Source organism: Franconibacter daqui (assembly GCF_014644275.1).
GTDB lineage: Bacteria > Pseudomonadota > Gammaproteobacteria > Enterobacterales > Enterobacteriaceae > Franconibacter > Franconibacter pulveris.
This window is the reverse complement of record NZ_BMKJ01000001.1, coordinates 401477-425305: the sequence shown is the minus strand read 5'-3', so window position 1 is coordinate 425305 and position 23829 is coordinate 401477. Positions and strand designations below refer to the sequence as shown.

Sequence of the window (23829 nt, the reverse complement as noted above, 5' to 3'; positions counted from 1 at the left end):
GTGCCCGCAGGCTGATTTCTGCCTGTTACTAATGATATACTGCGTGCCGTTAATTCAAAAATAGTTGATAAATACAACGTTTGCTTGAATTGAGACGCTTTCCTTCGTTATCCGCAACTGGAACACGCACGCTATGAGTAAACCCATTGTGATGGAACGCGGTGTGAAATACCGCGATGCCGATAAAATGGCCCTTATCCCGGTTAAAAACGTGGTTACAGAGCGCGAGGCACTGCTCAGAAAGCCGGAGTGGATGAAAATCAAACTCCCTGCCGACTCTACCCGTATTCAGGGAATTAAGGCGGCGATGCGCAAAAACGGCCTCCATTCCGTCTGCGAAGAGGCCTCTTGTCCGAACCTTGCGGAATGCTTTAACCACGGCACCGCCACCTTTATGATTCTGGGCGCTATCTGCACCCGTCGCTGCCCGTTCTGCGATGTGGCTCACGGCCGACCGGTCGCGCCAGATGCTAACGAGCCGCAGAAGCTGGCGCAAACTATCGCCGACATGGGCCTGCGTTATGTTGTTGTCACCTCTGTTGACCGCGATGACCTGCGCGACGGCGGCGCCCAACACTTTGCGGACTGCATCAGCGCGATTCGTGAAAAAAACCCGAGCATCAAAATCGAAACGCTGGTGCCCGATTTCCGCGGCCGCATGGACAAAGCGCTGGACATCCTCACCGCTACGCCGCCGGATGTGTTTAACCACAACCTGGAAAACGTGCCGCGTCTTTATCGTCAGGTACGCCCGGGCGCCGATTACGCCTGGTCGCTGAAGCTGCTGGAACGCTTTAAAGAAGCGCACCCGGATATCCCGACGAAATCGGGTTTGATGGTGGGTCTTGGCGAAACAAATGAAGAGATCGTTGCGGTAATGCGCGACCTGCGCGCCCACGGCGTGACGATGTTGACCCTGGGCCAGTATCTGCAGCCGAGCCGTCATCACCTGCCGGTACAGCGTTACGTAAGTCCGCAAGAGTTTGAAGAGATGAAAGCGGAAGCGCTGGCGATGGGCTTTACCCACGCAGCCTGCGGCCCGTTTGTGCGCTCCTCTTACCATGCTGATTTGCAGGCGAAAGGGATGGAAGTCAAATAACAGCGTAACATCCTGTTACTCTCGGGCTTTCCCCCACAAAAAAACCGGCCGCTTAGCGCCGGTTTTTTTATACCCTTAAACGGGCAGTACGCAGTTACTCTTTGTGAGAGAGACGCTCTGCGGACGCGTCAGCCGCCGGGGCGTTTTTCGCGCTGGCGTCGTCGTCGTTCATCGCTTTCTTAAAGCCTTTGATTGCAGCGCCAAGGTCACCGCCCAGCGTGCGCAACTTTTTGGTACCAAACAGCAGGATCACCAGCGCGGCGATCACCAGAAGCTTAGTAATACTAATTTCACCCATACATACCTTCTTTAAAAAACTGGCGCTTAAATGGCCACCCGAAAGCCCGCACTTATTAACGGACATTTGAGCCCGACACACAATAGCAATCTGTAACAAGGTGAATCAAGCGTTGCGTAAAAAAACATCACAACAGACTCGGTGGAGCGAAGCGCCGGTTTTTTAGCACCGGTAATCTTTCCCGCACCTGCGCAACCCGCTGCGAAGAAATCTCAGCAAAAATCATCTCCGGCTCCTCGGCGGCGGCGGCGATGGTAATGCCGAAGGGGTCTATTATCCGGCTATGGCCAATATTCTTATTGCCGCACTCGCCCGCCGCCGCCAGATAACAGGTTGTATCAAGCGCCCTGGCGGCAAGCAGCGTCGCCCAGTGATGCTCTTTATGCGGGCCGCGTACCCAGGCGGCGGGCAACGCCAACACCTCAGCGCCAGCTAACGCCAGGCTTAGCGCCAACTCAGGAAAGCGCAGGTCATAACATGTCATTAATCCGACTTTCATGCCCGCGACTTCAATCAGCGGAGGAACGGTTTCACCGGCGTCGACACATCGCGACTCTTGTACCGAAAACGCATCGTACAAATGGAGCTTTTCGTACCGTGCGATAATTTTGCCGCACTTAAGCGCCAGCAGCGTGTTTGCCGCTCTTCCGCTGGTCGTGGGTACATGCACCGTCAAAAGCGTCGTGAGCGCGTTCTTACGGCTCTCCTCGCGCAATATGCGTATGTACTCGCCATCCAGCGTCTGCGCTGATTTCACGGATAAATCCGGGTCGCTGTCTTCACGCGCCAGCAACGCCTCCGGCAAGACCAGCAAATCGGCGCCCTGTTTTGCCGCTTTAGCCATCATCTCCACACAGGTCAGCGCGTTTTTCTGCCAGTGCGGCGTAACGGCGAACTGCCCAACAGCGATTTTCATTATTTTCTCCCGTGCGCTTTTTTAACGAGTATATCGGGGATAGCCAGGCTGTGCGGAGCGGCGGTAGACTTTAGTTTCTGAAATTTCTGCTGATGGATCTTAACGTGGTAAATATTTTACTGGCCGTTTTTATCGGCGGCGGCACGGGCAGCGTACTGCGCTGGTGGCTAAGCCTGCGCCTTAATCCGCTGCATCATGCCATTCCGCTTGGCACGCTGACGGCAAACCTGGCTGGCGCATTCATTATCGGCGCGGGGCTTGCCTGGTTTAACCGCCTGACGCATATCGATCCTGTGTGGAAGCTGCTTATCACCACTGGCTTTTGCGGCGGCTTAACCACCTTTTCCACCTTCTCCGCGGAAGTGGTGTTTTTATTGCAGCAAGGACGTTTTGGCTGGGCCGCCTTGAACGTGGCGGTAAACCTGGCGGGTTCGTTTATGATGACGGCGATCGCATTCTGGATCTTTTCCGCCGCCAGCGCCCATTAACGCCGCCTTCTTAATCCAGCCTTAATCTTTCTCTGCCACCATGGCGGCATCGTCATTTTGAGGTGTCGCCATGAAAGAGAATTTGCAAAGCCTGGGGGCCGTACTGCTAAGCGTACTGGTCGTCGCCGCCTTCTTAAAAACGTTTTTGTTTTATTGATGGCTGCCAAAAAGAGGCATAAAAAAACCCGCCAGTGGGCGGGTTTTGAAATTCTTGCTGACGCTTACAGAGCGATTACGTTAGCAGCAGAAGGGCCTTTGGCACCGTTAGTGATTTCGAACTCAACGCGCTGACCTTCAGCCAGAGTTTTGAAACCATTGCTCTGGATTGCAGAGAAGTGTACGAACACATCTTTGCTGCCATCTTCCGGAGTGATGAAACCAAAGCCTTTGGATTCATTAAACCACTTAACGTTACCTTTAATCTTAGACATCAAAATTACCTTTACATGAAAAAACGACACAAATGCTGTGTCGGGTATCAGTACATCAATTGTGATGGCTTTTGTCCAGTCGAACTTTGCTAAAAAGTGATAAAAGTCGCCAACTTTTTTTCCACCCCGCTTTTAACCCTTGTTTTTTCAGGGTTTAAAGTGTGACGAAGGCCAAATTTTTTTTAGGTTACTGAAACGTAAGCCGCAACCAGGCAAAGTAGACGTTGCCGTTGTTATAGGTTCCGGGAATGTAAGTCATCTGAAACGTCGCCGGTCCGTATCCTACCGACGCCAGGGGCAATGCCAATGGAATCGGGATGTAATTCCAGTTTTCGCGCATCGTGACGCCCACGGTGTAGCCAAGCCCAAGACGGAAATTATCATCCGCAAGCGGGCGCCACGTGGCTTCCCAGCCATAGCCGGCGATGGGTTCCCAGTGGTTAAAAGAATCTTTAAACGCCATCGCGTACAGCCCATGCCAGTTGCCTTTTTCATCCCAGCGCGACTGGCCGAAACCGGCGCCCCAGGGACGCTCATTGTACCTGTCGGTTTTCTCTTTATCGTATGCGAAGCGCGCATGCCAGGTGATAACGGGCAGATAGCCGTCATAGTGCGCAGGCTCACCCCACGTTTGCGCAATATTTTTCTTGAGCGTGGTAAAAGGCTTAGGCAGGCGTTTGTTTTCCGCTGCGCTGGCGTTATCAAATGAAAACAAGAGAGGAATAAGAAGGGTTACTGCTTTTTTCATCAATTAAGTTCTTACTTATAAAATATGTTTCAGGCTAACCTTACCAAAGGCTAACTAAATAATGCCTTAACCGCAGCAAGCTTAATCCGAAACCAGGTTAGCATAGCGCTCCCGCTTTCCCTGAGACGCTAAAAACCGCCCCTTGCGGAGCGGTCAAAAACTATTTATTTCGATGGAGAAGAAAATAGAGCGCGGGAATAACCAGCATGGAAAGCAGCGGCGCGGTTACCATGCCGCCTATCATCGGCGCAGCGATGCGGCGCATCACCTCTGCACCGCTTCCTTCGCCCCACATGATGGGCAATAGCCCCGCCATTATGGTGGCGACCGTCATCGCCTTGGGCCGCACCCGTAGCACCGCGCCTTCATGAATTGCGGCTTTAATATGTTCCTTATTTTCAGACGCCTGCGAGGTACGTTGTTTCTGCATCGCCTGATTAAGGTAAAGCACCATAATAACGCCAAATTCCGCCGCAACGCCTGCCAGCGCGATAAAACCCACCGCCCCGGCAACGGAAAGATTATATCCGAGCAGCCAGAGCAGCCAGATGCCGCCAATAAGCGAAAATGGCAGCGTTCCCATAATTATCAGGGCATCGCTCAGTCGTCCAAAAGTAATATAAAGCAGAATAAAAATAATCAGTAAGGTGAACGGCAGGACGATTTTCAGCTTTTCCGCGGCGCGCTCCAGATATTCAAATTGCCCCGACCAGGCAAGCGTCACCCCCTGCGGCAGTTTCACCTGCTGCGCAACGGCCTGCTGCATGGCGACGACGGCAGAGCGCAAATCACGCCCGCGCAGGTCAACGAACACCCAACTGGAAAGACGCGCATTTTCGCTTCTTAGCATCGGCGGCCCTTCAACAAGGGCTACCTCCGCCAACTCGCCCAGCGTCACCTGCGCGCCGCCTGCGGTCACTACAGGCAACTCGCGCAGCTTCTGCACATTGTCGCGCCATTCGCGCGGATAGCGAACGTTAATGGGGTAGCGCTCCCGCCCCTCCACCGTTTGCGCAATATTGTCACCGCCGACCAGGCTCTCCACCATCGATTGCAACTCTTTTACCGAAACGCCATAGCGCGCGGCTTTGCGCCTGTCGATGGAAATATCAACGTAGCGTCCGCCCGTCAGCCGTTCCGCCAGGGCCGAGGTTACCCCTGGCACACTTTTCACCGCCTGTTCTATCTGCTGCGCCACCCGTTCAATATCCGCAAGCGAATTGCCATTGACCTTAATGCCCACCGGGCTTTTAATCCCCGTCGCCAGCATATCGAGGCGGTTGCGGATAGGCGGCACCCAAACGTTAGCGATGCCGGGCACCTGCACCACGCGGTCCAGCTCCTCAACCAGCCTGTCCATGGTCATACCAGCACGCCACTGCGCGCGCGGCTTAAAGCGAATGGTGGTTTCAAGCATCGTGAGCGGCGCCGGGTCGGTCGCCGTCTCCGCCCGCCCCGCCTTGCCGAATACGCTTTCCACTTCCGGCACCGTTTTAATAAGCCGGTCGGTCTGCTGAAGCAGTCGGGCCGCTTCGCGGGCCGAGATCCCGGGCAGCGTGGAGGGCATGTAGAGCAAATCGCCTTCATCCAGCGGCGGCAGAAACTCGCTGCCGAGACGGCTGAGCGGCCACAGCGTAACCAGCAGCAGGGCCAATGCCAGCGCCAGCGTCGCTTTCGGCCAGGCAAGCGCTTTATTGAGCAACGGCTCGTAGGCGGCGATAAGCCAGCGGTTAAGCGGGTTTTCTTTTTCTGTACGAATGCGCCCGCGAATAAACGCGCCCATCAGCACAGGCACGAGCGTAATCGCAAGCCCGGCAGCGACGGCCATCGACCAGGTTTTGGTAAAGGCGAGCGGCGAAAACATACGCCCCTCCTGCGCTTCCAGCGAAAAGACCGGAATAAACGAGAGCGTAATAATCAGCAGGCTGCAGAACAGCGCAGGCCCGACTTCTGCCGACGCCTCAGCGGCGATACGCCAGTAGTCGCCGCCGCGCGGCTCCTGCTCCGGATGCTCCCGCCGCCAGTGCTCAAGCACTTTATGCATGTTTTCAATCATCACGATGGCGCCGTCGACCATCGCGCCAATAGCGATAGCGATGCCGCCAAGCGACATGATGTTGGCGTTAATGCCCTGGTAATGCATCACCACGAAAGCGCCCAGGATCCCGAGCGGCAGTGAAACCATGGCCACCAGCGCCGAGCGAAAATGAAACAGAAACAGGGTGCAGACCAGCGCGACCACAATAAACTCTTCGATAAGTTTATGGGTGAGCGTGTCGATAGCGTGTCCGATAAGCGTCGAGCGGTCATATACCGGCACAATCTCCACGCCTTGCGGCAGCGTACGCTGAATATCAGCAAGCTTCGCCTTCACAGCGTGAATCGTCTCCAGCGCGTTTTTACCGTAACGCATGACGATGATGCCGCCCGTCGCCTCCCCTTCGCCATTCAGCTCCGCCACGCCGCGGCGTATCTCCGGACCATGACGCAGGGTGGCGACATCGCCAAGCATCACCGGCACGCCGTTGCGGTTTACCACTACCGTGTCGCGCAAATCATCAAGGCTCTGAATATAGCCCGTGGAGCGCACCATATATTCCGCTTCCCCCATCTCCACTACCGCGCCGCCGCTCGCCTGGTTGCCGCTTTGTATGGCGTCGATAACTTGCTGATGCGTAATGCTTAACGCGCGCAACTTCTCGGGCAGCAGAACGACCTGATACTGGCGCACCATCCCGCCCACGCTCGCCACTTCAGCCACATTGGGAACGGTTTTGAGTTCATACCTCAGTGTCCACTCCTGCAACGAGCGCAGATCGGCAAGGCTATGTGTGCCGCTGCGATCCACCAGCGCGTATTCGTAAACCCAGCCTACCCCGGTGGCATCCGGTCCGAGCGAGGCTTTCGCCTGGGCGGGCAATTGCGACTGCACCTGGCTTAAATACTCAAGCACCCGCGATCGCGCCCAGTAGAGATCGGTGCCGTCTTCAAACAGGATGTAAATGTAGGCGTCGCCAAACATCGAAAAGCCGCGCACGGTCTTCGCGCCCGGCACTGAGAGCATGGTGGTGGTAAGCGGATAGGTCACCTGATCTTCTACAATCTGCGGCGCTTTTCCCGGGTAACTCACCCGCACAATGACCTGCACATCCGAGAGATCGGGCAAGGCGTCCAGCGGCGCCCGCATGAGAGACCAGATACCCCAGATGGCCAGCCCCAGCGTCGCCAGCAGCACCAGCAGACGGTTTTTCAGCGACCAGCGAATAACAAGCGCGATCATGGCTTCGCCTCCCCGGCAGGCATGAGGTGGGTAATCACGGCTCCCGCTTTCTCATCAACGGTAAAATGAAACGTCACTTTGTCCCCTACCCGTATTCCCGTAACGGGGCGCGCAAGCGCGAAATCCATGGTCATCGCCCCCCAGTTAAGCGCCGCAATGGGGCCATGTGCGAGGGTGACGCTGTCAGCTTCCAGCGCTTTCACTACGCCCTCGCCGGCATAGCTTGCGCTCACGGCCGCCTCTTGCGGCAGCGCGCTGCGCAAACTCGCTTCGGAATCGATAAGGAACTGACCGGAAGTGACCACTCGCTCTCCTTCCTTGAGTCCGGCAAGCACTTCCACAAAACCGTCGCTATGCACGCCAGTCGTCACGTTAACCGGCGCAAAGCGTCCCCCCTCCTGCGCCACCAGCACCCGACCGCCGTTGCTGGTCTCGATGAGCGCCTCTTCGGGAATAGCCAGCCGGGAGGGAACCGCCGTTTCCTTAGCGCGTTGCACAGTGAGATACATGCCGGGCCGCAGCTTTTGCTGCGGGTTATCCAACACCACCCGCGCTTTTCGCGTGCGCGTTCCGCTCTCAAGCGTCGGCAACAGTTCGCTTACGCGACCGGTAAACCACTCGCCCGGCCAGCTTTCACTGCGGGCGACCACTTCGCTCGCGGGCTCCAGCGTTTGCGAGGCGGGGTAATCTACCACCAGCCAGACAGAGTCCAGGCCTGCTAGCTCAAACAGCGGCGCGGTCGCCGCTACCTGCGCCCCTTCCCGCGTTTCAAGTTTTGTGACATACCCATTCCGGCTGGCCCGCAGGGTCACGCGCGGTTGCGGTTTGCCGCTGCGCTCAACGAGCGCGATCACCTCCTGAGGCATAAACTGCAGCGCCAACCGTTCGCGAGCGGCATTGCTCAGCGCAGAGTCGCCAAGCTGCCGCACCGCCAGATAAGCCTGCTGGGCCGCCGTCCACTGCGGGATCCAGAGTCTTGCCAACGGCTCTCCCGCTTTAACCTGTTGCCCCGTCGCGCGAACAAAAAGTTTTTCCACCACGCCGGTCGCCGTAGCGGGCACCACCTCCACGCTGCGCTCATCCTGCTCCACGGTCGCGAAAGCGGAGAAAGGCGACGCCAGCGCGCGCCGCTCGACTGGCGCGGTGCGCATGCCAAGGTTTTGCTGCTGGCGGGCGTCCACTGTCACACCGCCCTGCTGCGTCTCTTCATCGGCGTAGCGCGGCACCAAATCCATTTCCATAAAAGGCGACTTGCCTGGCTTATCGAAACGCTGGCCTGGCACCATGGGGTCATACCAGTAGAGCACCTGGCGCTCCGGCTTCTGGCTTGCGCCTTCAGACGCTTGCTCACGACCAGCCCAGTAGCCCGCCGCCGCCATAAACAGAGAGAGCGCTAACGCGCTTAAGGTTAATTTTTTCATTGTGCTAACGCCTCGGGAGTGAGGTAACGAAGGGCAACCCAGCGGCTGGCGAGTGTCTTTTCGGCGCTGATGGCGCTGGTTTCGCTGTTCAGCACGTCGCGCCGCGCCGCCAGCACGGCGGCAATATCGCTTTCCCCTGCGCGATATTGCGCCTCCAGCAAAGCGAGCCGCTGGCGCTGCAGCGGAACTATCTCCTGCCGCTGACGAGTCCAGAGCGTCTGTGCAGCCTGATACTCCGCAAGCAGCGTGCGCACCCGGGCTATCTCATCCCTCGTCACCTGCGCCAGCTTGTCGTTCGCCTCATAGGCGCGGGAGAGATCGGCGGCGTAATCCTTTTGCTGGCGGTGCCCCTGGAACAGCGGCAGATCGACGGTCACCATAATGCCCGCCATATCCTCTTCCCGTTGTGCACGTTTGCCATACCACACCTCCACGCCCACATCCGGTTTTGCCGCCACCGCAGACTGGGCGGAGCGGGCTTTCGCAACCTCCGCTTCCCGTGCGGCGAGCGCAAGCTCCGGGTGCTGCGCGACCGCCTGTTCAAGCGCGGCAGGGTCGGCGGGCAACCGCTGATAGCGCGGCAGCGGACCGCGCGCGTCAGTAATCTCCTCGCCCGTTAATTGCAGCAGCCGCGTTCTGGCAAGCGTAACGTCGCGCTCAGCAAGGGTGACATTATCGCGAAGCGCCGCCAGCGCCATCTGCAGCTCCACCACGGAAGCGGCGGACGTTTCCCCGGCGCCGACCCCCGCTTTTTGTGCGGGCAGCTGGCGTTCGGTTTCCACGACCAGCCGTTGCGCCGCCTGCAGCGCTTTTTGCGACAGGGCGAGATCAAGCCAGGCCTGCGCCGCATCGCGTTGCAGGGCGGCGAGAATGACATCCGCTTTGGCCCGAACGCTGGCAGATTCGGCGATAAGGGTCTGGGCTTTACGTTCGCGCTTTTCGCCGCTGACATACTCCTGCATTACGCCGATACGCTGCATGGTCATGCCGTCGCGGGTGAAGCGACGGGCATTGCCGCCCTCCACCGGGACGTTTTCAATACCCACTTTCAGTTTCGGGTCCGGCAGTTCGCGCGCCGAGTCCGCCATGGCGCGCCAGGCGCGCTCTTCGTTGCGGCTGGCGGAAAGCCCGGCGGAGTAGCGCTGTGCGGCGCTCAGGGTTTGCTCCAGCGTCCACGGCGCCGCCTCTGCGGCGAAACAGACGCAGGCGAGCACGCCCCCTGCGAGCCAGAGGCTCAGGGTTGTTGATTTCATTACGCCTCCGTTTTACTTCGCAGGCGTTGCGGAAAGGAGCTGATATCCCCCGGCCGTCTGGCGGAAGGTGAACGCCACGGCATCGCCCGGTTTTAGCGCCACCGGCGTGGCGGGCTGAGCGAACGTCATGGTCATCGGCGGCCAGTTAAGCGCGGGAATAGCCTGATGGGCGATAGCGACGCCTTGCGCGTCCGCCTTCTTCACAATGCCCTGAGAGGCGTATACGGACGCGTCAACTGACGCCATCTGATGCATATCATGATGCGGTGCGGTAAACGCGGAAAAGGAAGTCAACGCGGCAACGGCCGCCAGTAAAACGCAAAGCAGTAAGCGAGACATAATTTTCTCCAGAATTCAGTCGGTAAAAGGGCCTGAGCCCGGTAAAGGCACGACAGTTCTGGATCTATTCGCGAAACCGGCAAAAACGAAGCGTTGCCGGCGGCCCTGCTGCGGGAGGGGTAAGCGACCAGTGAGAAGCGATAACGGGCGGGCAAGGCGGCTGCGCCACAGCCAGCGTATCGGCAACCGGCAGCGCCGTAAGAGAGAGATGCACGGTCTCTTTTTGCGCGAGATCCGGCACGCAGTGTTTTTCACAGGCGGGGGATTTGGCATGAGCGTCGGGCATCGCCGGGCTTTGCAGATGCCCGATGTGCTGCGCCATGACCGTATCGCCGCTAATCGCCAGCCCACAATCATGGGAGGCGAGAGCAAGCTGGCTGCCGATAAACAAAAAGCCCAGCGCCAGCAGCAGCCTTAACAGGTGCTGGCGGAGCGCGCGCAGACTTTTGATTCTGGCAAACAGCGTCGGCATAAATTCACTTTATGAATAGAAATTATCGGGAGTATAACGAGGCGAGATTCACTTAGACACGCCTTTTTAAGGCTTTTGCATACGGCCCGCTAAAAAACACCTTTAATTAACATTCAGGCCATTTTCCCCACGACATTATTTACCTGTCCGCTAACAATTGACGTACGCTAATAACCTCCCTTAGGTGAAACTGGCCCGTATAATTATTTACTTACCTTTTCAGCTACGGTACAAAATTGCACGCAACCACGCTTTTCGTTGATTTTTATCAGCTAAACGCGTTGAAGATTTAGGCACATTCGTTGCGTTTCTTCCCCCTTTCTTATTATGACTTGTTATTCGGGCGCCCTGTCGCGGGCCGCGATTAGCAGAGGAATTTATGCAAATACTTCTGGAGCTTTTTATCGGCGTCATCGTCATTGCCGGTGTGGCGCGTTATATCATTAAAGGCTATTCCGCCACCGGCGTGTTATTTGTCGGCGGCCTGCTTTTGTTAATCATCAGCGCGCTGATGGGTCATCAGGTTTTACCGGCCAGCAGCGAGTCCACCGGTTATACCGCCACCGATATCGTCGAATATGTCAAAATCTTGCTGATGAGCCGCGGCGGCGATCTCGGCATGATGATTATGATGCTGTGCGGGTTTGCCGCTTACATGACCCACATCGGCGCGAACGATATGGTGGTTAAGCTCGCGTCAAAGCCGCTGCGCTACATCAACTCCCCTTATCTGCTGATGATTGCCGCCTATTTCGTTGCCTGCCTGATGTCGCTCGCCGTCTCTTCAGCAACCGGCCTTGGCGTGTTGCTTATGGCCACGCTCTTTCCGGTGATGGTGAACGTCGGCATCAGCCGCGGCGCTGCCGCCGCCATTTGCGCCTCGCCTGCGGCGATCATTCTTTCGCCCACCTCCGGCGACGTGGTGCTGGCCGCTAAAGCCGCCGAAATGCCGCTTATCGATTTCGCGTTTAAAACCACATTGCCGATTTCCATCGCCGCGATTATCGCCATGGCGATTGCTCACTTTTTCTGGCAGCGCTATCTCGATAAAAAAGAGCAGGTAAGCCACGAGATGCTGGACGTTAGCGACATCGAAACCACGGCGCCGTCGTTTTACGCCATCCTGCCCTTTACGCCTATCCTCGGGGTGCTGATTTTCGACGGCAAATGGGGGCCGCAACTGCATATCATCACGATTCTGGTGCTGTGCATTTTGCTGAGCGCGGTGATCGAATTTTTTCGCGGCTTCAATACGCAAAAGGTCTTTTCCGGGCTTGAGGTCGCCTATCGCGGCATGGCGGACGCGTTTGCAGGCGTGGTGATCCTGCTGGTCGCCGCCGGCGTTTTCGCTCAGGGGTTAAGCGCCATCGGCTTTATCGAAAGCCTTATCTCTATCGCCACCTCGTTTGGCTCCGCCAGCATTATTCTGATGCTGGTGCTGGTGACGCTGACCATGCTCGCCGCCATGACGACCGGCTCCGGCAACGCGCCGTTTTATGCCTTCGTGGAGATGATCCCGAAACTTGCCCACAGCTCCGGCATCAACCCCGCCTACCTGTCGATTCCTATGCTGCAGGCCTCAAACCTTGGCCGCACCATTTCACCGGTTTCAGGCGTCGTGGTCGCAGTGGCCGGGATGGCAAAAATCTCGCCTTTTGAAGTGGTGAAGCGCACGTCAGTCCCGGTTGTCGTAGGCCTGCTCGTGGTGATTATCGCCACCCAGCTGCTGGTGCCTTCCGCCGCGCTTGCGCAGTAACGCCTGTCGTGATGAAAAGCGCCTGCGGGCGCTTTTTGTGTTTAAATAAATAGTAATAATTAAACGCTTTCAAATATTGAGAAACAGAATGTTCAGGATGCGAAACGTAGCCCTTTGCGGGCTGATGTTGTCAGGATGGCATATCGCCCAGGCGGCGGAAACGAAACCGCTGATAGCGGAAGCGAAGCCGCTGGTGGCGCAAAAATATCAGGATTTTGACCGCTACGTGCTGGCGCTCTCCTGGCAAACCGGCTTTTGCCAGAGCATGCATGACCGCAAGCGGGACGAACCTCAGGAGTGCAGCACGCAAAAAGAGCAGGACGATAAGCGCACTTACCTGACCGCGCACGGCCTGTGGCCCGGCCTGCCGAAGTCTATCGCCGCGCGGGGCGTCGATGAACGACGCTGGATGCGCTATGGCTGCGCCACTCGCCCGATCCCGGATATGCCGATGGCAAGCCCTGCCAGAAAATGCGCCGCCGCGGAAACCGGGCTGTCGCTGGAATCCGCCGCACGCCTGAGCGAAGTGATGCCCGGCGCCGGAGGCGACTCCTGTCTTGAGCGTTACGAATACGCCAAGCACGGCGTCTGCTTCGGCTTCGACCCGGACGCCTATTTCGGCGCCATGGTGCGCCTGAATGGCGAAATTAAGCAGAGCGCGCTCGGTGCTTTCCTTGCCGACAACTACGGTAAAACCATTCGCCGGGCGGATTTTGATAAAGCGCTGGCCAGAGCCTGGGGCAACGGCAGCGTGAAAGCGGTGAAACTCACCTGCAACGGCAACCCTGCCTACCTGACCGAAATGCAGATTTCCCTTAACGCGGCGAGCATCAATGCCCCGCTCTCGCCCGCCTCTTTTGCCCCGCAGCCGCATCCGGGCAACTGCGGCAAGCAGTTTGTGCTGGATGAAGTGGGCTATTAAGACAAGACGCGCTTTGGCAAGAGGTTAAGCCGAAGACGTTTGCAGGGCGGCACGGCGCAACGCCGCCCTGGCGTTTGCGTTTTTATCCCTCGTTGGCCTCGCGCCAGGCTTTCACCATTGCTGGCGTAATGTCCTCTTTATAGCACAGCGGCGATTCGCCGCCCGGTCGGCTCCAGGCGCTGCGCCCGCCACAGCTGCGGCCGTTGCGCATGCTGTTATAAGGGCACGGGCAGTTGCCGGAATAATCCGCTATCGATTCCTTAATCATTTGGGCTTTGACCTGGTCGTCACTAAGCCGCGCCTCGGCAGGCAACGTCCACAAGGCGGCGGCAGCGAACGTCGCCGCGATTAGCACAACAAGACGCATGGGTAACTCCTTAAACCGTCATTTCGCCTTTCCGCCGTGATGATATAGCGGAAACCTGTTTTTATCTGCGCCTGGAAAAGGGGGGCCCGGCGATAAAGCTAATAAGCTCGGGCTGCATCGCCGCGGCTGTCCCTGCAAGGGCTTATTAATTGCAGGCAGTGTCGCGAAATATAACGCTGGCGGTATTAACATCGGTCACGAAAGGGAAAATCGAGGGAATAATTCTTTAGAGGTAGATCAAACTCAGCGCAAATAATGACTTTGCGCAGCAGATTAATCAAAGCAATATAATTACTGAATGTGATTATTTAATTAATGCGATGGTGAGGGTGTTTACAGCCATCAGAAATAAAAACGCGGCAACCTTTGGCTGCCGCTGAATATCCGGAAAATCAGCTGAATTTATAAACCCGCGCTTCCCAGGCGCGCAGGCGGTAGCCCTCTTCCCACTCGGCGACGTTCGCCAGCACGCATTGCGCGCCCTCAAGCGTTAACGCCTCTTCATCCCAGACTGCCGCCTTGCCCGACATATTGCACAGCACCACGAAGCGCTCGTCGCCGTAGAGACGGCTGTAAGCGTAAATCTGCTCGTGATCGTCCAGCAGCAGGTCGTAGCGGCCGTAAACCAGCGCTTTTTCCCGCTTGCGCAGGTGGATCATCTGGCGATAGAAGTTGAGCACCGACTGCGGATCGTGCAGCTGGTTCTCTACGTTAATCATTTCAAAATTCGGGTTTACCTTAAGCCAGGGCTGGTGGGTGCTGAAGCCCGCGTGCGGCGAGCTGTCCCACTGCATCGGCGTGCGCGAGTTATCACGCCCGGTGCGGGTAAGAAACGCAATAATTTCCGCATCGCTCATCCCCATCCGCTTAAGGTCTTTGGCTTTGTTTTTCGCCGACACGTCGTCGAAATCGGCAAGACTCGCAAAGCGGGTATTGGTCATGCCGATTTCCTGCCCCTGGTAGATAAAAGGGGTGCCCTGCATCAGAAAGTACATCGCCGCGATGCAGGTAGCGCTTTCGCGCCAGTGATGCTCGGTATCGCCCCAGCGCGAGGTAATGCGCGTTACGTCGTGGTTCTCCACGTAGAGCGCGTTCCAGCCTTTGCCCTCCAGCGCCTCCTGCCAGCTGGTGAAGATTTTTTTCAGCACGGCGGGCGTTGGCCGCAGCCCCGCCTGCGGCTCCCACAGGCGCACATGTTCAAACTGAAACACCATATTGAGCCGCCCGCGGTTTTCTCCCACCCACTCTTCAGCATGCACCGCGTCCAGGCCGTTCATTTCACCCACGGTCACGATGTCATAGTGGTTAAAAACGTTGCCGCAGATATCGTCCACATAGTCGAGCAGGCCGTCATAGTTCAGATGGCTGACCATCGAGGGCGCATAGGGCAAATTCTCCGGGTTCGGCACGTCGGCAAGCGTCGGCTCTTTTTTCAGGTGCGAAATGGCGTCGATGCGAAAGCCGTCGATGCCTTTGTCGAGCCACCAGCGCATCATCTCGTAGACCGCCGTGCGCATCTCGCGGTTTTCCCAGTTGAGATCGGGCTGTTTGCGGCTAAAGAGGTGCATGAAATACTGGTTGGTCGTCTCGTCATACTCCCAGGCGGAGCCGCTGAAGATGGATTCCCAGTTATTCGGCTCCGCGCCGTTTTTGCCGTCGCGCCAGATATACCAGTCGCGCTTCGGGTTATCTTTCGATGCGCGTGATTCAAGAAACCACGGGTGTTCATCGGAGGTGTGGTTCACCACCAGGTCAAGGATAAGCCGCATGCCGCGCGCGTGCGTCTCTTCCAGCAGACGGTCGAAATCAGCCATGGTGCCGAACTCTTCCATAATGGCGTGATAATCGCTGATGTCGTAGCCATTATCGTCGTTCGGCGAGCGATACATCGGACAGATCCAGATGAGATCGATGCCAAGATCTTTTAAGTAATCCAGCTTTTCGGTCACGCCGTTTAAATCGCCGATGCCGTCGCCGTTGCTGTCCTTAAAGCTGCGCGGATAGACCTGATAAGCCACCGCTTCTTTCCACCAGCGCTCGCGCACCGGCGTGATTGCCTCACCCATTAAGCCTCCCCATTACGAATAAGCAGCGCAAAAGATTCATACGGCTGTAACTCCAGGCTCACGGCCAGCTGATCACGGGGCGCGTAGTTGCTGATTAAACAGTCGCCGTGCCAGCTTTGCATCTGCTCAGGAATGGGCAGCGTGAGGTGGTTGCCGAAAAAGTTGTTAATGACCAACAGCAGTTCGCCCTCGTAGCGGCGCACCCAGGCAAACACTTCCGGGTGGTCGGCAAAGAGCATTTGATAATCGCCATAGACCAGTATCGGATACTGCTTACGCAGCGCCACCAGCTTCTGGTAGTGCCAGAGAATGGAGTCCGGCTCGCTGAGCGCCTGGGCGACGTTGATGGTTTCATAGTTGGGGTTCACCCCGAGCCACGGCGTGCCGGTGGTGAAGCCCGCGTTGGGGCTGGCATCCCACTGCATCGGCGTGCGGGCGTTGTCGCGCCCGTTGGCGTAGATGCCGGTCATCATTTCATCGTGAGTCACCCCGCTTGCCACGCGCTCGCGGTAAAGGTTCAGGCTTTCGATGTCGCGGTACTCTTCAAGAGTCGAGAAGCGCACGTTGGTCATGCCTATCTCTTCGCCCTGATAGATATAGGGCGTCCCCTTCAGACAGTGCAGCGCGGTGGCGAGCATTTTGGCGGACACTTCGCGGTATTCGCCATCATTGCCGAATTTCGACACCGCGCGCGGCAGGTCGTGGTTGCTCCAGAAAAGCGAGTTCCAGCCGCGGTCGGCGAGCGCCGTCTGCCAGGTGTCAATGCTCTGCTTGAAACGCGAAAGCTCAAACGGCCGGCTGCGCCATTTGCCGTGCACTTCATCCCAGGTTTGCTTGATATGGTCGAACTGAAAGACCATGGAAAGCTCTTCCCGCGCCGGGTCGCTGTAGAGCAGCGCATCCTCCGGCGTGGCGCTCCAGGTTTCCCCGACGGTAATGGAATCGCGCGGGCCGAACGTGGCGCGGTTCATCTGGCGGATCAACAGGTGCAGGTTTTTGCCGTTGGCCATGATCTGCTTATCGACCTCTTTGCCGATAAGATCGATAACGTCCATGCGAAAGCCGCCGATGCCGCGATCGAGCCAGCGGTTCATCATGGCATGCACCTCTTCATGCACGCGGGGGTTGTCCCAGTTGAGATCGGGCTGACGCACTGAAAACTGATGCAGATAATATTCGCCGCTCGCCTCGTCATACGCCCAACCGCTGCCGCCAAAATAGGAGCGGAAGTCATTGGGCGGCCCGCCGTCCGGCGCCGGTTTACGCCAGATGTAAAAATCGCGGTAAGGGTTATCCGTGCCCTTTTTCGCTTCAATAAACCAGGGATGTTCGTCCGAGGTATGGTTCACCACGAGATCCATCAGAATATGGATATCGCGCCTCTTCGCTTCCTGAATCAGCCGCTCCATCTCCTCCAGAGTGCCGAACTCGTCGGCGATATCGTCGTAATCAGAGATGTCATATCCGTTGTCATCCATCGGCGATTTGTAAACCGGGGAGAGCCAGATAAGGTTAATGCCAAGCTGCTGGAGATAGTCGAGTTTGCTGATGATGCCTGCCAGATCGCCCACGCCGTCGCCATTGGCGTCCATAAAACTGCGCGGGTAAATCTGGTAGACCACCGCGTTGTGCCACCATTTCTTGTCGATTGCTTTCATCGCGCTCCCTTCAGTCAGTGCCGTTGTTGCGGGATCTTCAGCCGTGGAAACGCCACGCCCGAACTATCAAATAAATAGCAATGCTCGGGTGAAAGCCTTAGCCCTACGTGCTGTTCGGGCTGCACTTCCAGCCTTTCAGTATGGCGCATCACCAGCGGTTCTGCGCCGTAGCCGCCGTTAACGTACAACAGCGTCTCGTTGCCCATATGTTCGACAAACAACACTTCCCCTTCCACATCGGCCCCGGCGAGATCCACTATCTCCAGATGTTCCGGGCGAATGCCAAGCCGCACCGCCTCGCCGTCGCCCGCCCGGCGCGCATCCACCGGCAGCCGGATGCGCTGACGATTCTCAAGCTCCACCTCGCAGTCAAACTCGCCGCCGCGCAAGAGCTTGCCATGGATAAGATTCATTTTAGGCGAGCCGATAAACTGGGCGACGAAGACGTTTTGCGGCGCGTCGTACAACTCAAGCGGCGTGCCGACCTGCTCGATTCGCCCCTGGTTGAGCACCACGATGCGATCGGCAAGCGTCATCGCTTCAACCTGATCGTGAGTGACGTAGAGAATAGTGGCGTTAATGCGCTTATGCAGCGCCGCAATCTCCATGCGCATCTGCACGCGCAGCGAGGCGTCGAGGTTAGAGAGCGGCTCGTCGAAGAGAAACAGGCTTGGCTCGCGGACAATCGCCCGCCCTATCGCCACGCGCTGGCGCTGGCCGCCAGAGAGATCCTTCGGCCGCCGGTCCAGCAGGTGCTCCAGTTGCAGAATGCGCGCGCTCTCCTGCACCCGCTCGTCTATCTCTTTTTGTGAAAGCTTCGCCATCTCCAGCGCGAAGGCCATATTCTGGTAAACCGTCATATGCGGGTAGAGCGCGTAAGACTGAAAAACCATGCCGATGCCGCGCTCGGAAGGCGAATCATCGTTGACCCGCGCGTTATCGATAAACATGTCGCCGTCGGTTATCTCTTCAAGCCCCGCCACCAGGCGCAGCAGCGTTGACTTTCCGCAGCCTGACGGCCCCACCACCACCACGAACTCGCCGCTGTTGATCTGCAAATCGAGCGGTTTGATCACCTCCGCATGGGAGCCGTAGCGTTTTTGTATCTTCTCTAAGCGTAATTGCGCCATGGTTTACCCCTTAATCGCGCCGCTGGTCAGGCCGCTGACGATGCGTTTCTGGAACACCAGCACCAGGATGATGATAGGCAGCGTCACCACCACCGAGGCCGCCATAATGCTGCCCCACGGCAGTTCAAAGCTCGACGCGCCGCTAAACAGACTGATGGCGACCGGCACGGTGCGCTTGTCGCCGGAGATAATAAACGTGAGCGCGAACATGAATTCGTTCCACGCGCCGATAAACGCCAGCAGGCCGGTAGTGACCAGCGCTGGCGCCAGTATCGGCGCGAAAACGCGGCGAATAATGGTGCCGGTTTTCGCGCCGTCGACGATGGCCGCCTCTTCAAGCTCCACCGGAATCGACTTCATAAAGGTGGTCAGCACCCAGACGGTAAAGGGCAGCGAAAAGGTGGTGTAAGAGAGCACCAGCGCGCCGAGCGAGTCATAAAGCCCGAGAAAGCGCACCAGTTCGAACATGCCGGTGAGCACCGCCACCTGCGGGAACATCGATACGCAAAGAATGGTGAACAGCAGCACCTTGCGCCCGCGAAACGGCACCCGGGCCAGGGCGAACGAGGCGGTAATGGAGACCAGCAAACAGAGCCCCACCGTCACCGTCGCCACCAGCACCGAGTTAAGCAGGCTGCGGGCGATGCCGTTATCCACCAGCGCCACCACGTAGTTATCCCAGTGCCAGCCAGTGGGCAGATAGGAAGGCAGGAAGAGTTCCTGGCCGGTGCGCAGCGAGGTAAGAATGGCGTAGTAAAACGGAAAAACGCAGAACAAGCAGGCAAGTAGCGCGCCAAAGAAAATCAGCGCCTTAAACGCCGCCTTGCGCTGCCAGCGGGTGGTCTTCATCAGCGTTTCTCCTTCTCGTTAAGCCGTGAAACGCGGATAAAACAGGCGGCAATGCCCGCCACCATCATAAAGACCAGCACCGACGCCGCCGAGCCGACGCCCATATCCTGATACGAGACGATCTGTTCACGGGCATAGCCGGAAATAGACATCGTCGCCTCACTGTTGGAGGTCAGCACGTAGATAAGGTCGAAGACGCGCATGGCGTCCATGATGCGAAAAATCAGCGCCACCACCAGAGCGGGCATAATGAGCGGCAGCGTGATGCGCTTAAAGCGCTGCCACGGGCTCGCGCCATCCACCTTCGCCGCTTCATAGAGATCCGCCGGAATAAGCTGCAGCGCGGCAAGCAGCATCAGCGCCATAAACGGCGTCGTTTTCCAGACATCGGCGATTACCACCGCCCACATGGAGAGCGAAGGTTCGGCAATCCAGGCGAGATGGGAAGGCAGACCAATGGCGCCAAGCAGGTCGTTCACCACGCCGTACTGATCGTGGAACATCCAGCCCCACATCTTGGCGCTGACGATGGTAGGGATCGCCCAGGGCACCAGAATGGCGGTGCGCACCAACCCCTGGCCGCGGAATTTTTCATTCATCAGCAGCGCCAGCAGCATGCCGAGCAGCAGCTCCAGCGCCACTGAGGTGAAGGTAAACCACAGGGTGTTGCCTACCGCCTGCCACCAGAGCGGGTCACTCAGCACGCCAATGGCGGTGTCGTCGCGCATCGCATAATAGTTGGCGAGGCCGACCATTTCATACTCGCCGGGGTTATCCAGCATGGCGTTGGTAAAGCTAAACCAGATGGTGCGAAAGAGCGGCCAGCCCGCCGCCAGCGCCAGCAACAGCAGCGCCGGCAGGATAAGCCCCCACGCCACGCGACGGCGGCGCTGATGCCAGGTGAGCTTGCGGGCAGGCGCAGTAACAGGTTGCGTAAGGCTATCGGATTTCATAAGCGCTCCGTAGTCAGAGAAACAACGGCTATCTTGTCCGGGCAGGCCCCTCGCCCCGGCCCTCTCCCCAGGTGCGAAAGCCCAGAAAAACGGGCCTCGCTTACCTGCTGGTTACCTCGTTCCGTTGGAGAGAGGGGCATGGCGAGGGGCTATTGCGGCAAAACCTTACCGCCAGCCGGCGCCTTTCACCCGGTTAAGCCGCCGCTCCAGGTCCGCCGCCGCCTTCTTGCCATCCTCTTTGCCGTTCAGCACGCTGAAGGTCACGTTGAAAATGGCGTTGGAAACGCGCGGATACTGGGCTTTGGTCACCGTCGCCGGGCGCGGCGCGGCTTTGGCGAAAATATCGCGGAACATGGTGAGCTGCGGCGCCATGGCCAGCACCTCTTTATCTTCATAAAGCGCGACGCGGGTAGGCGCATGGCCGATGATTTTCAGTCGCGTTTTCTGCGAATCGTCATCGGTGAGGATTTTCAGCAGTTCAATTGCCGCCTGCGGGTTTTTGGTGTTGGCGTTAACCGACCACTGCCAGCCGCCCAGCGCCGTGGCGCTCTGTCCCCCTTCGCCTGCTGGCAGCGGCGCGACGCCGACTTTGCCTTTCAGCGGGCTGTCTTGCGCCTGCGAGAGCTGCCAGACGTAAGGCCAGTTGCGCATAAAGAGCGCGTCGCCATTCTGGAAGACGGTGCGCGACTCCTCCTCTTTGTAGCCCAGCACCCCTTTCGGCGAGATGGTGCCGATCCAGCTTTTCGCCATATCAAACGCCCGGGCCGCCTTCTCGTTATTGATGGTCACGTTCCCTTTTTCATCAATAAAAGAACCGCCGCCGTAAGACTGCACCCACTCCAGCGCGTTGCAGGTCAGCCCCTCGTAAGATTTGCCCTGGAAAATGTATCCCCAGAAGTTCTTGCGGCCCGCCTTGCGCTCTTCGGCCTGAATTTTGGTCGCGATGCGCGTCATCTCTTCCCAGGTTTTGGGCGGCTGCTCGTTATATTTCTCCAGCAAATCTTTGCGGTAAAAGAGCACGCCGGTGTCGATGTAGTTAGGGATAGCCTTCAGGCGGCCGTTAACCGTGTCGTTTTGCCACGGCCCTTCGAAGAACTGATCTTTCTGGTTGCCCATCGCGTCGGTGAGGTCGAGCGTTTGCTTATCGAGCAGCCCCACCCAGATAGTGTCGGATTCAAACACGTCGACCGCTTTTTCATCTTTCGCGGCGAAAAGCTGCTGGAGCAACGCCAGCTTTTCATCCGAAGCGGCCGGGAATTCGATAAATTCAAGCTGGTTGCCGGTCTGCTTTTCAAACCGCTCTTTGATGTACTGGCAATATTGTTTGCCGCCGGGTGAAACAGGACATTCCATGCGCAGGGTATCGGCAAAAGCGAAATGGCTGGTTCCCGCCAGCGCCACGGTTATGACACTTAACGTCAGCTTTTTCATCATTTCCTCTTATGAGCTGTAGTCAGACAGAGGTGGCGTTGCGCCGCCGTAATCGGAAAGGTGTACAGAAAATCACCTATAAAAAAGCTAGTTAATGAAAGCGTTAAGCGGCAAAGATCATGAATATTCGCTGCTTAAAAGCTGGATATGGCCGACATTTCTGCGCATTTCATAAAAAAAAGCTGCGCAAAAAACGGCGAGATGGACTATGAGACGTTTGCAGTGCCGCGGCGAGAGGCAGAGAGCGGTTTTACGACTACTATTTACCCTTTCCGGACCGGTTACGGGATAAAAGACGGAGTTTGAAGTCTGTCGCAAATTGTTAATAAACATGTCGAGGGTTATTTACATTACCTTGCATGTTACCGATATCATGTTACCGGTATCAGAGAAGGCAACGCTCCGGCACTCCGCCTCTCTACTCTACTTCTGAGGAAATAATAAAGATGACGGAAATAACTGCTGTTTACGGCGCGGGGACCCTGCTCGGTATCGCCGCCGCCGCAGTGGCCCTTCTGCTGGTGCTCATCATGCGCTTTAAGGTGCATGCTTTTCTGGCCCTGACGCTGGTGAGCATCGTGGTGGCGCTGGTCACCAAAGTGCCGTTCGATAAAATCGTGCCGACCATTCTGACCGGCTTTGGCAGCACGCTTGCAGGCGTGGCGCTGCTGGTGGGCCTTGGCGCGATGATTGGCCGTCTGCTGGAAGTTTCTGGCGGCGCGAAAGTGCTCGCCGATACGCTGATTAATAAATTTGGCGAACATCGCGCGCCGTTCGCCCTCGGCATCGCCTCGCTGCTGTTTGGCTTCCCTATCTTCTTCGACGCAGGCCTGGTCGTGATGCTGCCGATTATCTTCAGCGTGGCGAAACAGTTCGGCGGCTCAACGCTGAAATACGCTTTCCCGGCGGCAGGCGCGTTTGCCGTTATGCATGCGCTGGTACCGCCACATCCGGGCCCGGTCGCCGCAAGCGAGCTGCTCGGCGCCAACATCGGCCTGCTGGTGATTCTGGGGCTTATCGTCGCCCTGCCTACGTGGTACATCGGCGGCTACCTGTTCGGTCTCTATGCCGGTAAAAAATTTAATGTGAAGCTGCCCACCTCATTCCTGGGCGACGTGGAAATGGATAAAGACCACCGTCCGCCCTCTTTCGGCATGGTGCTCACTATCCTGCTGCTGCCGCTGGCGCTGATTTTCCTTGATACCGGCCTGAACACTGCCAAAGTGCTCGGCTGGGTAAGCGCCGACAATACGGTGGTCAACTTCCTGCGCATGCTCGGGAAAACCCCGGTGGCGCTGCTTATCACCGTTTTCTTTGCGCTGATGGTCTTTAGCCGCAACCACAGCCGCCAGCATCTGGAGAAAATTTGCGACGGTGCGCTCGGCCCCATCTGCGGCATTATTCTGGTGACGGGCGCGGGCGGCATGTTCGGCGGCGTGCTGCGCGCAAGCGGCATTGGCGACGCGCTGGCGGGCGTGCTCTCCGATACCGGCATGCCCGTTATTCTCGCGGCGTTTGTTATCTCTACCGCGCTTCGCGTAGCGCAGGGCTCCGCAACGGTCGCGCTGACCACCACCGCCGCGCTGGTCGCGCCGATGGTGCAGGCCACACCTGGCTTAAGCCAGTTCGACCTTTGCTTTATCGTTATCGCCATCGCAGGCGGCGCGACCGTGCTGTCGCACGTGAATGACTCCGGCTTCTGGCTGGTGGGCCGCTTCCTGGAGATGGACGAGAAAACCACGCTGAAAACCTGGACTGTTATGGAAACCCTGCTCGGCTCCATCGCCTTTGTCCTGGCCGCTATTGGCAGCGTGCTGCTGTAAGGCGCGTTCTGTGAGCTGAGTCACTTTAAACGGCGGGCGCGGCTCAGTATCATCCCCTCAAGGAGACCCTCATCGTTTTGGCGGTGGGGGTTTTTCTTTGGACACCTTTTAGCGGCCTGGCCGTAAGTA

General features: G+C 57.6%; 21 protein-coding genes. 5 read left to right on the top strand and 16 right to left on the bottom strand.

What is annotated here, in order from left to right:
• Positions 1-133: 133 nt before the first annotated feature.
• Complete coding sequence (gene lipA / locus IEX01_RS02010) at positions 134-1099, top strand: lipoyl synthase (RefSeq protein WP_024560381.1); 966 nt, start codon at positions 134-136, stop codon at positions 1097-1099.
• 94 nt (positions 1100-1193) lie between these two features.
• On the opposite strand, the gene tatE is transcribed toward lipA, so the two are convergent.
• Together tatE and IEX01_RS02000 are read right to left on the bottom strand one after the other, a co-directional pair.
• Positions 1194-1397, bottom strand: a complete 204-nt coding sequence (gene tatE, locus IEX01_RS02005; RefSeq protein WP_024551844.1) for a twin-arginine translocase subunit TatE — start codon at positions 1395-1397, stop codon at positions 1194-1196.
• Positions 1398-1524: 127 nt separating this feature from the next.
• Complete coding sequence (locus IEX01_RS02000) at positions 1525-2313, bottom strand: deaminated glutathione amidase (protein WP_188723189.1); 789 nt, start codon at positions 2311-2313, stop codon at positions 1525-1527.
• 104 nt (positions 2314-2417) lie between these two features.
• Here IEX01_RS02000 and crcB point away from each other — a divergent pair, with 104 nt between their 5' ends.
• Positions 2418-2801: a fluoride efflux transporter CrcB gene (gene crcB / locus IEX01_RS01995; protein WP_024559113.1), complete on the top strand. Its 384-nt coding sequence runs from the start codon at positions 2418-2420 to the stop codon at positions 2799-2801.
• 221 nt (positions 2802-3022) lie between these two features.
• Here crcB and cspE read toward each other — a convergent pair whose 3' ends face one another.
• The 7 genes from cspE to IEX01_RS01960 all read right to left on the bottom strand — a co-directional run bounded on the left by cspE (position 3023) and on the right by IEX01_RS01960 (position 10745).
• Positions 3023-3232: a transcription antiterminator/RNA stability regulator CspE gene (cspE, locus tag IEX01_RS01990; RefSeq protein WP_002439184.1), complete on the bottom strand. Its 210-nt coding sequence runs from the start codon at positions 3230-3232 to the stop codon at positions 3023-3025.
• A 187-nt stretch (positions 3233-3419) separates the two neighbouring features.
• A complete protein-coding gene (gene pagP, locus IEX01_RS01985; protein WP_051390626.1) occupies positions 3420-3980 on the bottom strand; it encodes a lipid IV(A) palmitoyltransferase PagP in 561 nt (186 codons plus the stop codon).
• A 160-nt stretch (positions 3981-4140) separates the two neighbouring features.
• Positions 4141-7260 (bottom strand): efflux RND transporter permease subunit, encoded by a 3120-nt coding sequence (locus IEX01_RS01980; RefSeq protein WP_188723188.1) that lies wholly within the window; start codon positions 7258-7260, stop codon positions 4141-4143.
• Complete coding sequence (locus IEX01_RS01975; protein WP_188723187.1) at positions 7257-8681, bottom strand: efflux RND transporter periplasmic adaptor subunit; 1425 nt, start codon at positions 8679-8681, stop codon at positions 7257-7259. Before IEX01_RS01975 ends, IEX01_RS01980 begins: the two co-directional genes overlap by 4 nt.
• Positions 8678-9934 (bottom strand): TolC family protein, encoded by a 1257-nt coding sequence (locus IEX01_RS01970; protein ID WP_024555456.1) that lies wholly within the window; start codon positions 9932-9934, stop codon positions 8678-8680. The genes IEX01_RS01975 and IEX01_RS01970 overlap by 4 nt, the downstream gene beginning before the upstream one ends.
• Before the next feature lie 12 nt (positions 9935-9946).
• Positions 9947-10273 (bottom strand): copper-binding protein, encoded by a 327-nt coding sequence (locus tag IEX01_RS01965; protein WP_188723186.1) that lies wholly within the window; start codon positions 10271-10273, stop codon positions 9947-9949.
• A 64-nt stretch (positions 10274-10337) separates the two neighbouring features.
• Positions 10338-10745 (bottom strand): hypothetical protein, encoded by a 408-nt coding sequence (locus IEX01_RS01960; protein WP_024561433.1) that lies wholly within the window; start codon positions 10743-10745, stop codon positions 10338-10340.
• Positions 10746-11124: 379 nt separating this feature from the next.
• Here IEX01_RS01960 and dcuC point away from each other — a divergent pair, with 379 nt between their 5' ends.
• Together dcuC and rna are read left to right on the top strand one after the other, a co-directional pair.
• Positions 11125-12501 carry an anaerobic C4-dicarboxylate transporter DcuC gene (gene dcuC / locus IEX01_RS01955; RefSeq protein WP_024555459.1) on the top strand — a complete coding sequence of 459 codons (1377 nt, stop codon included), beginning with the start codon at positions 11125-11127 and terminating at the stop codon, positions 12499-12501.
• A 124-nt stretch (positions 12502-12625) separates the two neighbouring features.
• Positions 12626-13423 (top strand): ribonuclease I, encoded by a 798-nt coding sequence (gene rna / locus IEX01_RS01950; RefSeq protein ID WP_373289676.1) that lies wholly within the window; start codon positions 12626-12628, stop codon positions 13421-13423.
• Between the two features lie 82 nt (positions 13424-13505).
• Here the strand turns inward: rna and IEX01_RS01945 are convergent, their stop codons facing one another.
• From IEX01_RS01945 to IEX01_RS01915, 7 genes are all read right to left on the bottom strand, one after another.
• Positions 13506-13790: a hypothetical protein gene (locus tag IEX01_RS01945; RefSeq protein WP_024555461.1), complete on the bottom strand. Its 285-nt coding sequence runs from the start codon at positions 13788-13790 to the stop codon at positions 13506-13508.
• 392 nt (positions 13791-14182) lie between these two features.
• Positions 14183-15856, bottom strand: coding sequence for a glycoside hydrolase family 13 protein (locus IEX01_RS01940; RefSeq protein ID WP_024555462.1), 1674 nt, complete (start codon positions 15854-15856; stop codon positions 14183-14185).
• Positions 15856-17514, bottom strand: coding sequence for a glycoside hydrolase family 13 protein (locus tag IEX01_RS01935; RefSeq protein ID WP_188723185.1), 1659 nt, complete (start codon positions 17512-17514; stop codon positions 15856-15858). Before IEX01_RS01935 ends, IEX01_RS01940 begins: the two co-directional genes overlap by 1 nt.
• Before the next feature lie 14 nt (positions 17515-17528).
• Entirely contained in the window at positions 17529-18644 is a 1116-nt protein-coding gene (locus tag IEX01_RS01930; RefSeq protein WP_024555464.1) for an ABC transporter ATP-binding protein, read from the bottom strand.
• Positions 18645-18647: 3 nt separating this feature from the next.
• The gene (locus IEX01_RS01925) at positions 18648-19493 is read right to left on the bottom strand and encodes a carbohydrate ABC transporter permease (RefSeq protein WP_024561429.1); all 846 of its coding nucleotides are present in this window, start codon (positions 19491-19493) and stop codon (positions 18648-18650) included.
• Positions 19493-20446 (bottom strand): carbohydrate ABC transporter permease, encoded by a 954-nt coding sequence (locus IEX01_RS01920; RefSeq protein ID WP_024561428.1) that lies wholly within the window; start codon positions 20444-20446, stop codon positions 19493-19495. Before IEX01_RS01920 ends, IEX01_RS01925 begins: the two co-directional genes overlap by 1 nt.
• 165 nt (positions 20447-20611) lie before the next feature.
• Positions 20612-21877 (bottom strand): ABC transporter substrate-binding protein, encoded by a 1266-nt coding sequence (locus tag IEX01_RS01915; RefSeq protein WP_188723184.1) that lies wholly within the window; start codon positions 21875-21877, stop codon positions 20612-20614.
• Between the two features lie 446 nt (positions 21878-22323).
• Between IEX01_RS01915 and IEX01_RS01910 the strand changes: the two genes are divergently transcribed.
• Positions 22324-23700: a GntP family permease gene (locus tag IEX01_RS01910; protein WP_024561426.1), complete on the top strand. Its 1377-nt coding sequence runs from the start codon at positions 22324-22326 to the stop codon at positions 23698-23700.
• Positions 23701-23829: the final 129 nt, after the last annotated feature.

Bases quoted from the DNA above. Each gene is read 5' to 3' on its own strand.
- pagP (WP_051390626.1), bottom strand. From the start codon at position 3,980: ATGAAAAAAGCAGTAACCCTTCTTATTCCTCTCTTGTTTTCATTTGAT.
- tatE (WP_024551844.1), bottom strand. From the start codon at position 1,397: ATGGGTGAAATTAGTATTACTAAGCTTCTGGTGATCGCCGCGCTGGTG.
- IEX01_RS01945 (WP_024555461.1), bottom strand. From the start codon at position 13,790: ATGCGTCTTGTTGTGCTAATCGCGGCGACGTTCGCTGCCGCCGCCTTG.
- IEX01_RS01980 (WP_188723188.1), bottom strand. From the start codon at position 7,260: ATGATCGCGCTTGTTATTCGCTGGTCGCTGAAAAACCGTCTGCTGGTG.
- IEX01_RS02000 (WP_188723189.1), bottom strand. From the start codon at position 2,313: ATGAAAATCGCTGTTGGGCAGTTCGCCGTTACGCCGCACTGGCAGAAA.
- IEX01_RS01960 (WP_024561433.1), bottom strand. From the start codon at position 10,745: ATGCCGACGCTGTTTGCCAGAATCAAAAGTCTGCGCGCGCTCCGCCAG.
- IEX01_RS01965 (WP_188723186.1), bottom strand. From the start codon at position 10,273: ATGTCTCGCTTACTGCTTTGCGTTTTACTGGCGGCCGTTGCCGCGTTG.
- IEX01_RS01940 (WP_024555462.1), bottom strand. From the start codon at position 15,856: ATGGGTGAGGCAATCACGCCGGTGCGCGAGCGCTGGTGGAAAGAAGCG.
- lipA (WP_024560381.1), top strand. From the start codon at position 134: ATGAGTAAACCCATTGTGATGGAACGCGGTGTGAAATACCGCGATGCC.
- cspE (WP_002439184.1), bottom strand. From the start codon at position 3,232: ATGTCTAAGATTAAAGGTAACGTTAAGTGGTTTAATGAATCCAAAGGC.
- dcuC (WP_024555459.1), top strand. From the start codon at position 11,125: ATGCAAATACTTCTGGAGCTTTTTATCGGCGTCATCGTCATTGCCGGT.
- rna (WP_373289676.1), top strand. From the start codon at position 12,626: ATGTTGTCAGGATGGCATATCGCCCAGGCGGCGGAAACGAAACCGCTG.
- IEX01_RS01920 (WP_024561428.1), bottom strand. From the start codon at position 20,446: ATGAAATCCGATAGCCTTACGCAACCTGTTACTGCGCCTGCCCGCAAG.
- IEX01_RS01935 (WP_188723185.1), bottom strand. From the start codon at position 17,514: ATGAAAGCAATCGACAAGAAATGGTGGCACAACGCGGTGGTCTACCAG.
- IEX01_RS01930 (WP_024555464.1), bottom strand. From the start codon at position 18,644: ATGGCGCAATTACGCTTAGAGAAGATACAAAAACGCTACGGCTCCCAT.
- IEX01_RS01970 (WP_024555456.1), bottom strand. From the start codon at position 9,934: ATGAAATCAACAACCCTGAGCCTCTGGCTCGCAGGGGGCGTGCTCGCC.
- IEX01_RS01975 (WP_188723187.1), bottom strand. From the start codon at position 8,681: ATGAAAAAATTAACCTTAAGCGCGTTAGCGCTCTCTCTGTTTATGGCG.
- IEX01_RS01910 (WP_024561426.1), top strand. From the start codon at position 22,324: ATGACGGAAATAACTGCTGTTTACGGCGCGGGGACCCTGCTCGGTATC.
- IEX01_RS01915 (WP_188723184.1), bottom strand. From the start codon at position 21,877: ATGAAAAAGCTGACGTTAAGTGTCATAACCGTGGCGCTGGCGGGAACC.
- IEX01_RS01925 (WP_024561429.1), bottom strand. From the start codon at position 19,493: ATGAAGACCACCCGCTGGCAGCGCAAGGCGGCGTTTAAGGCGCTGATT.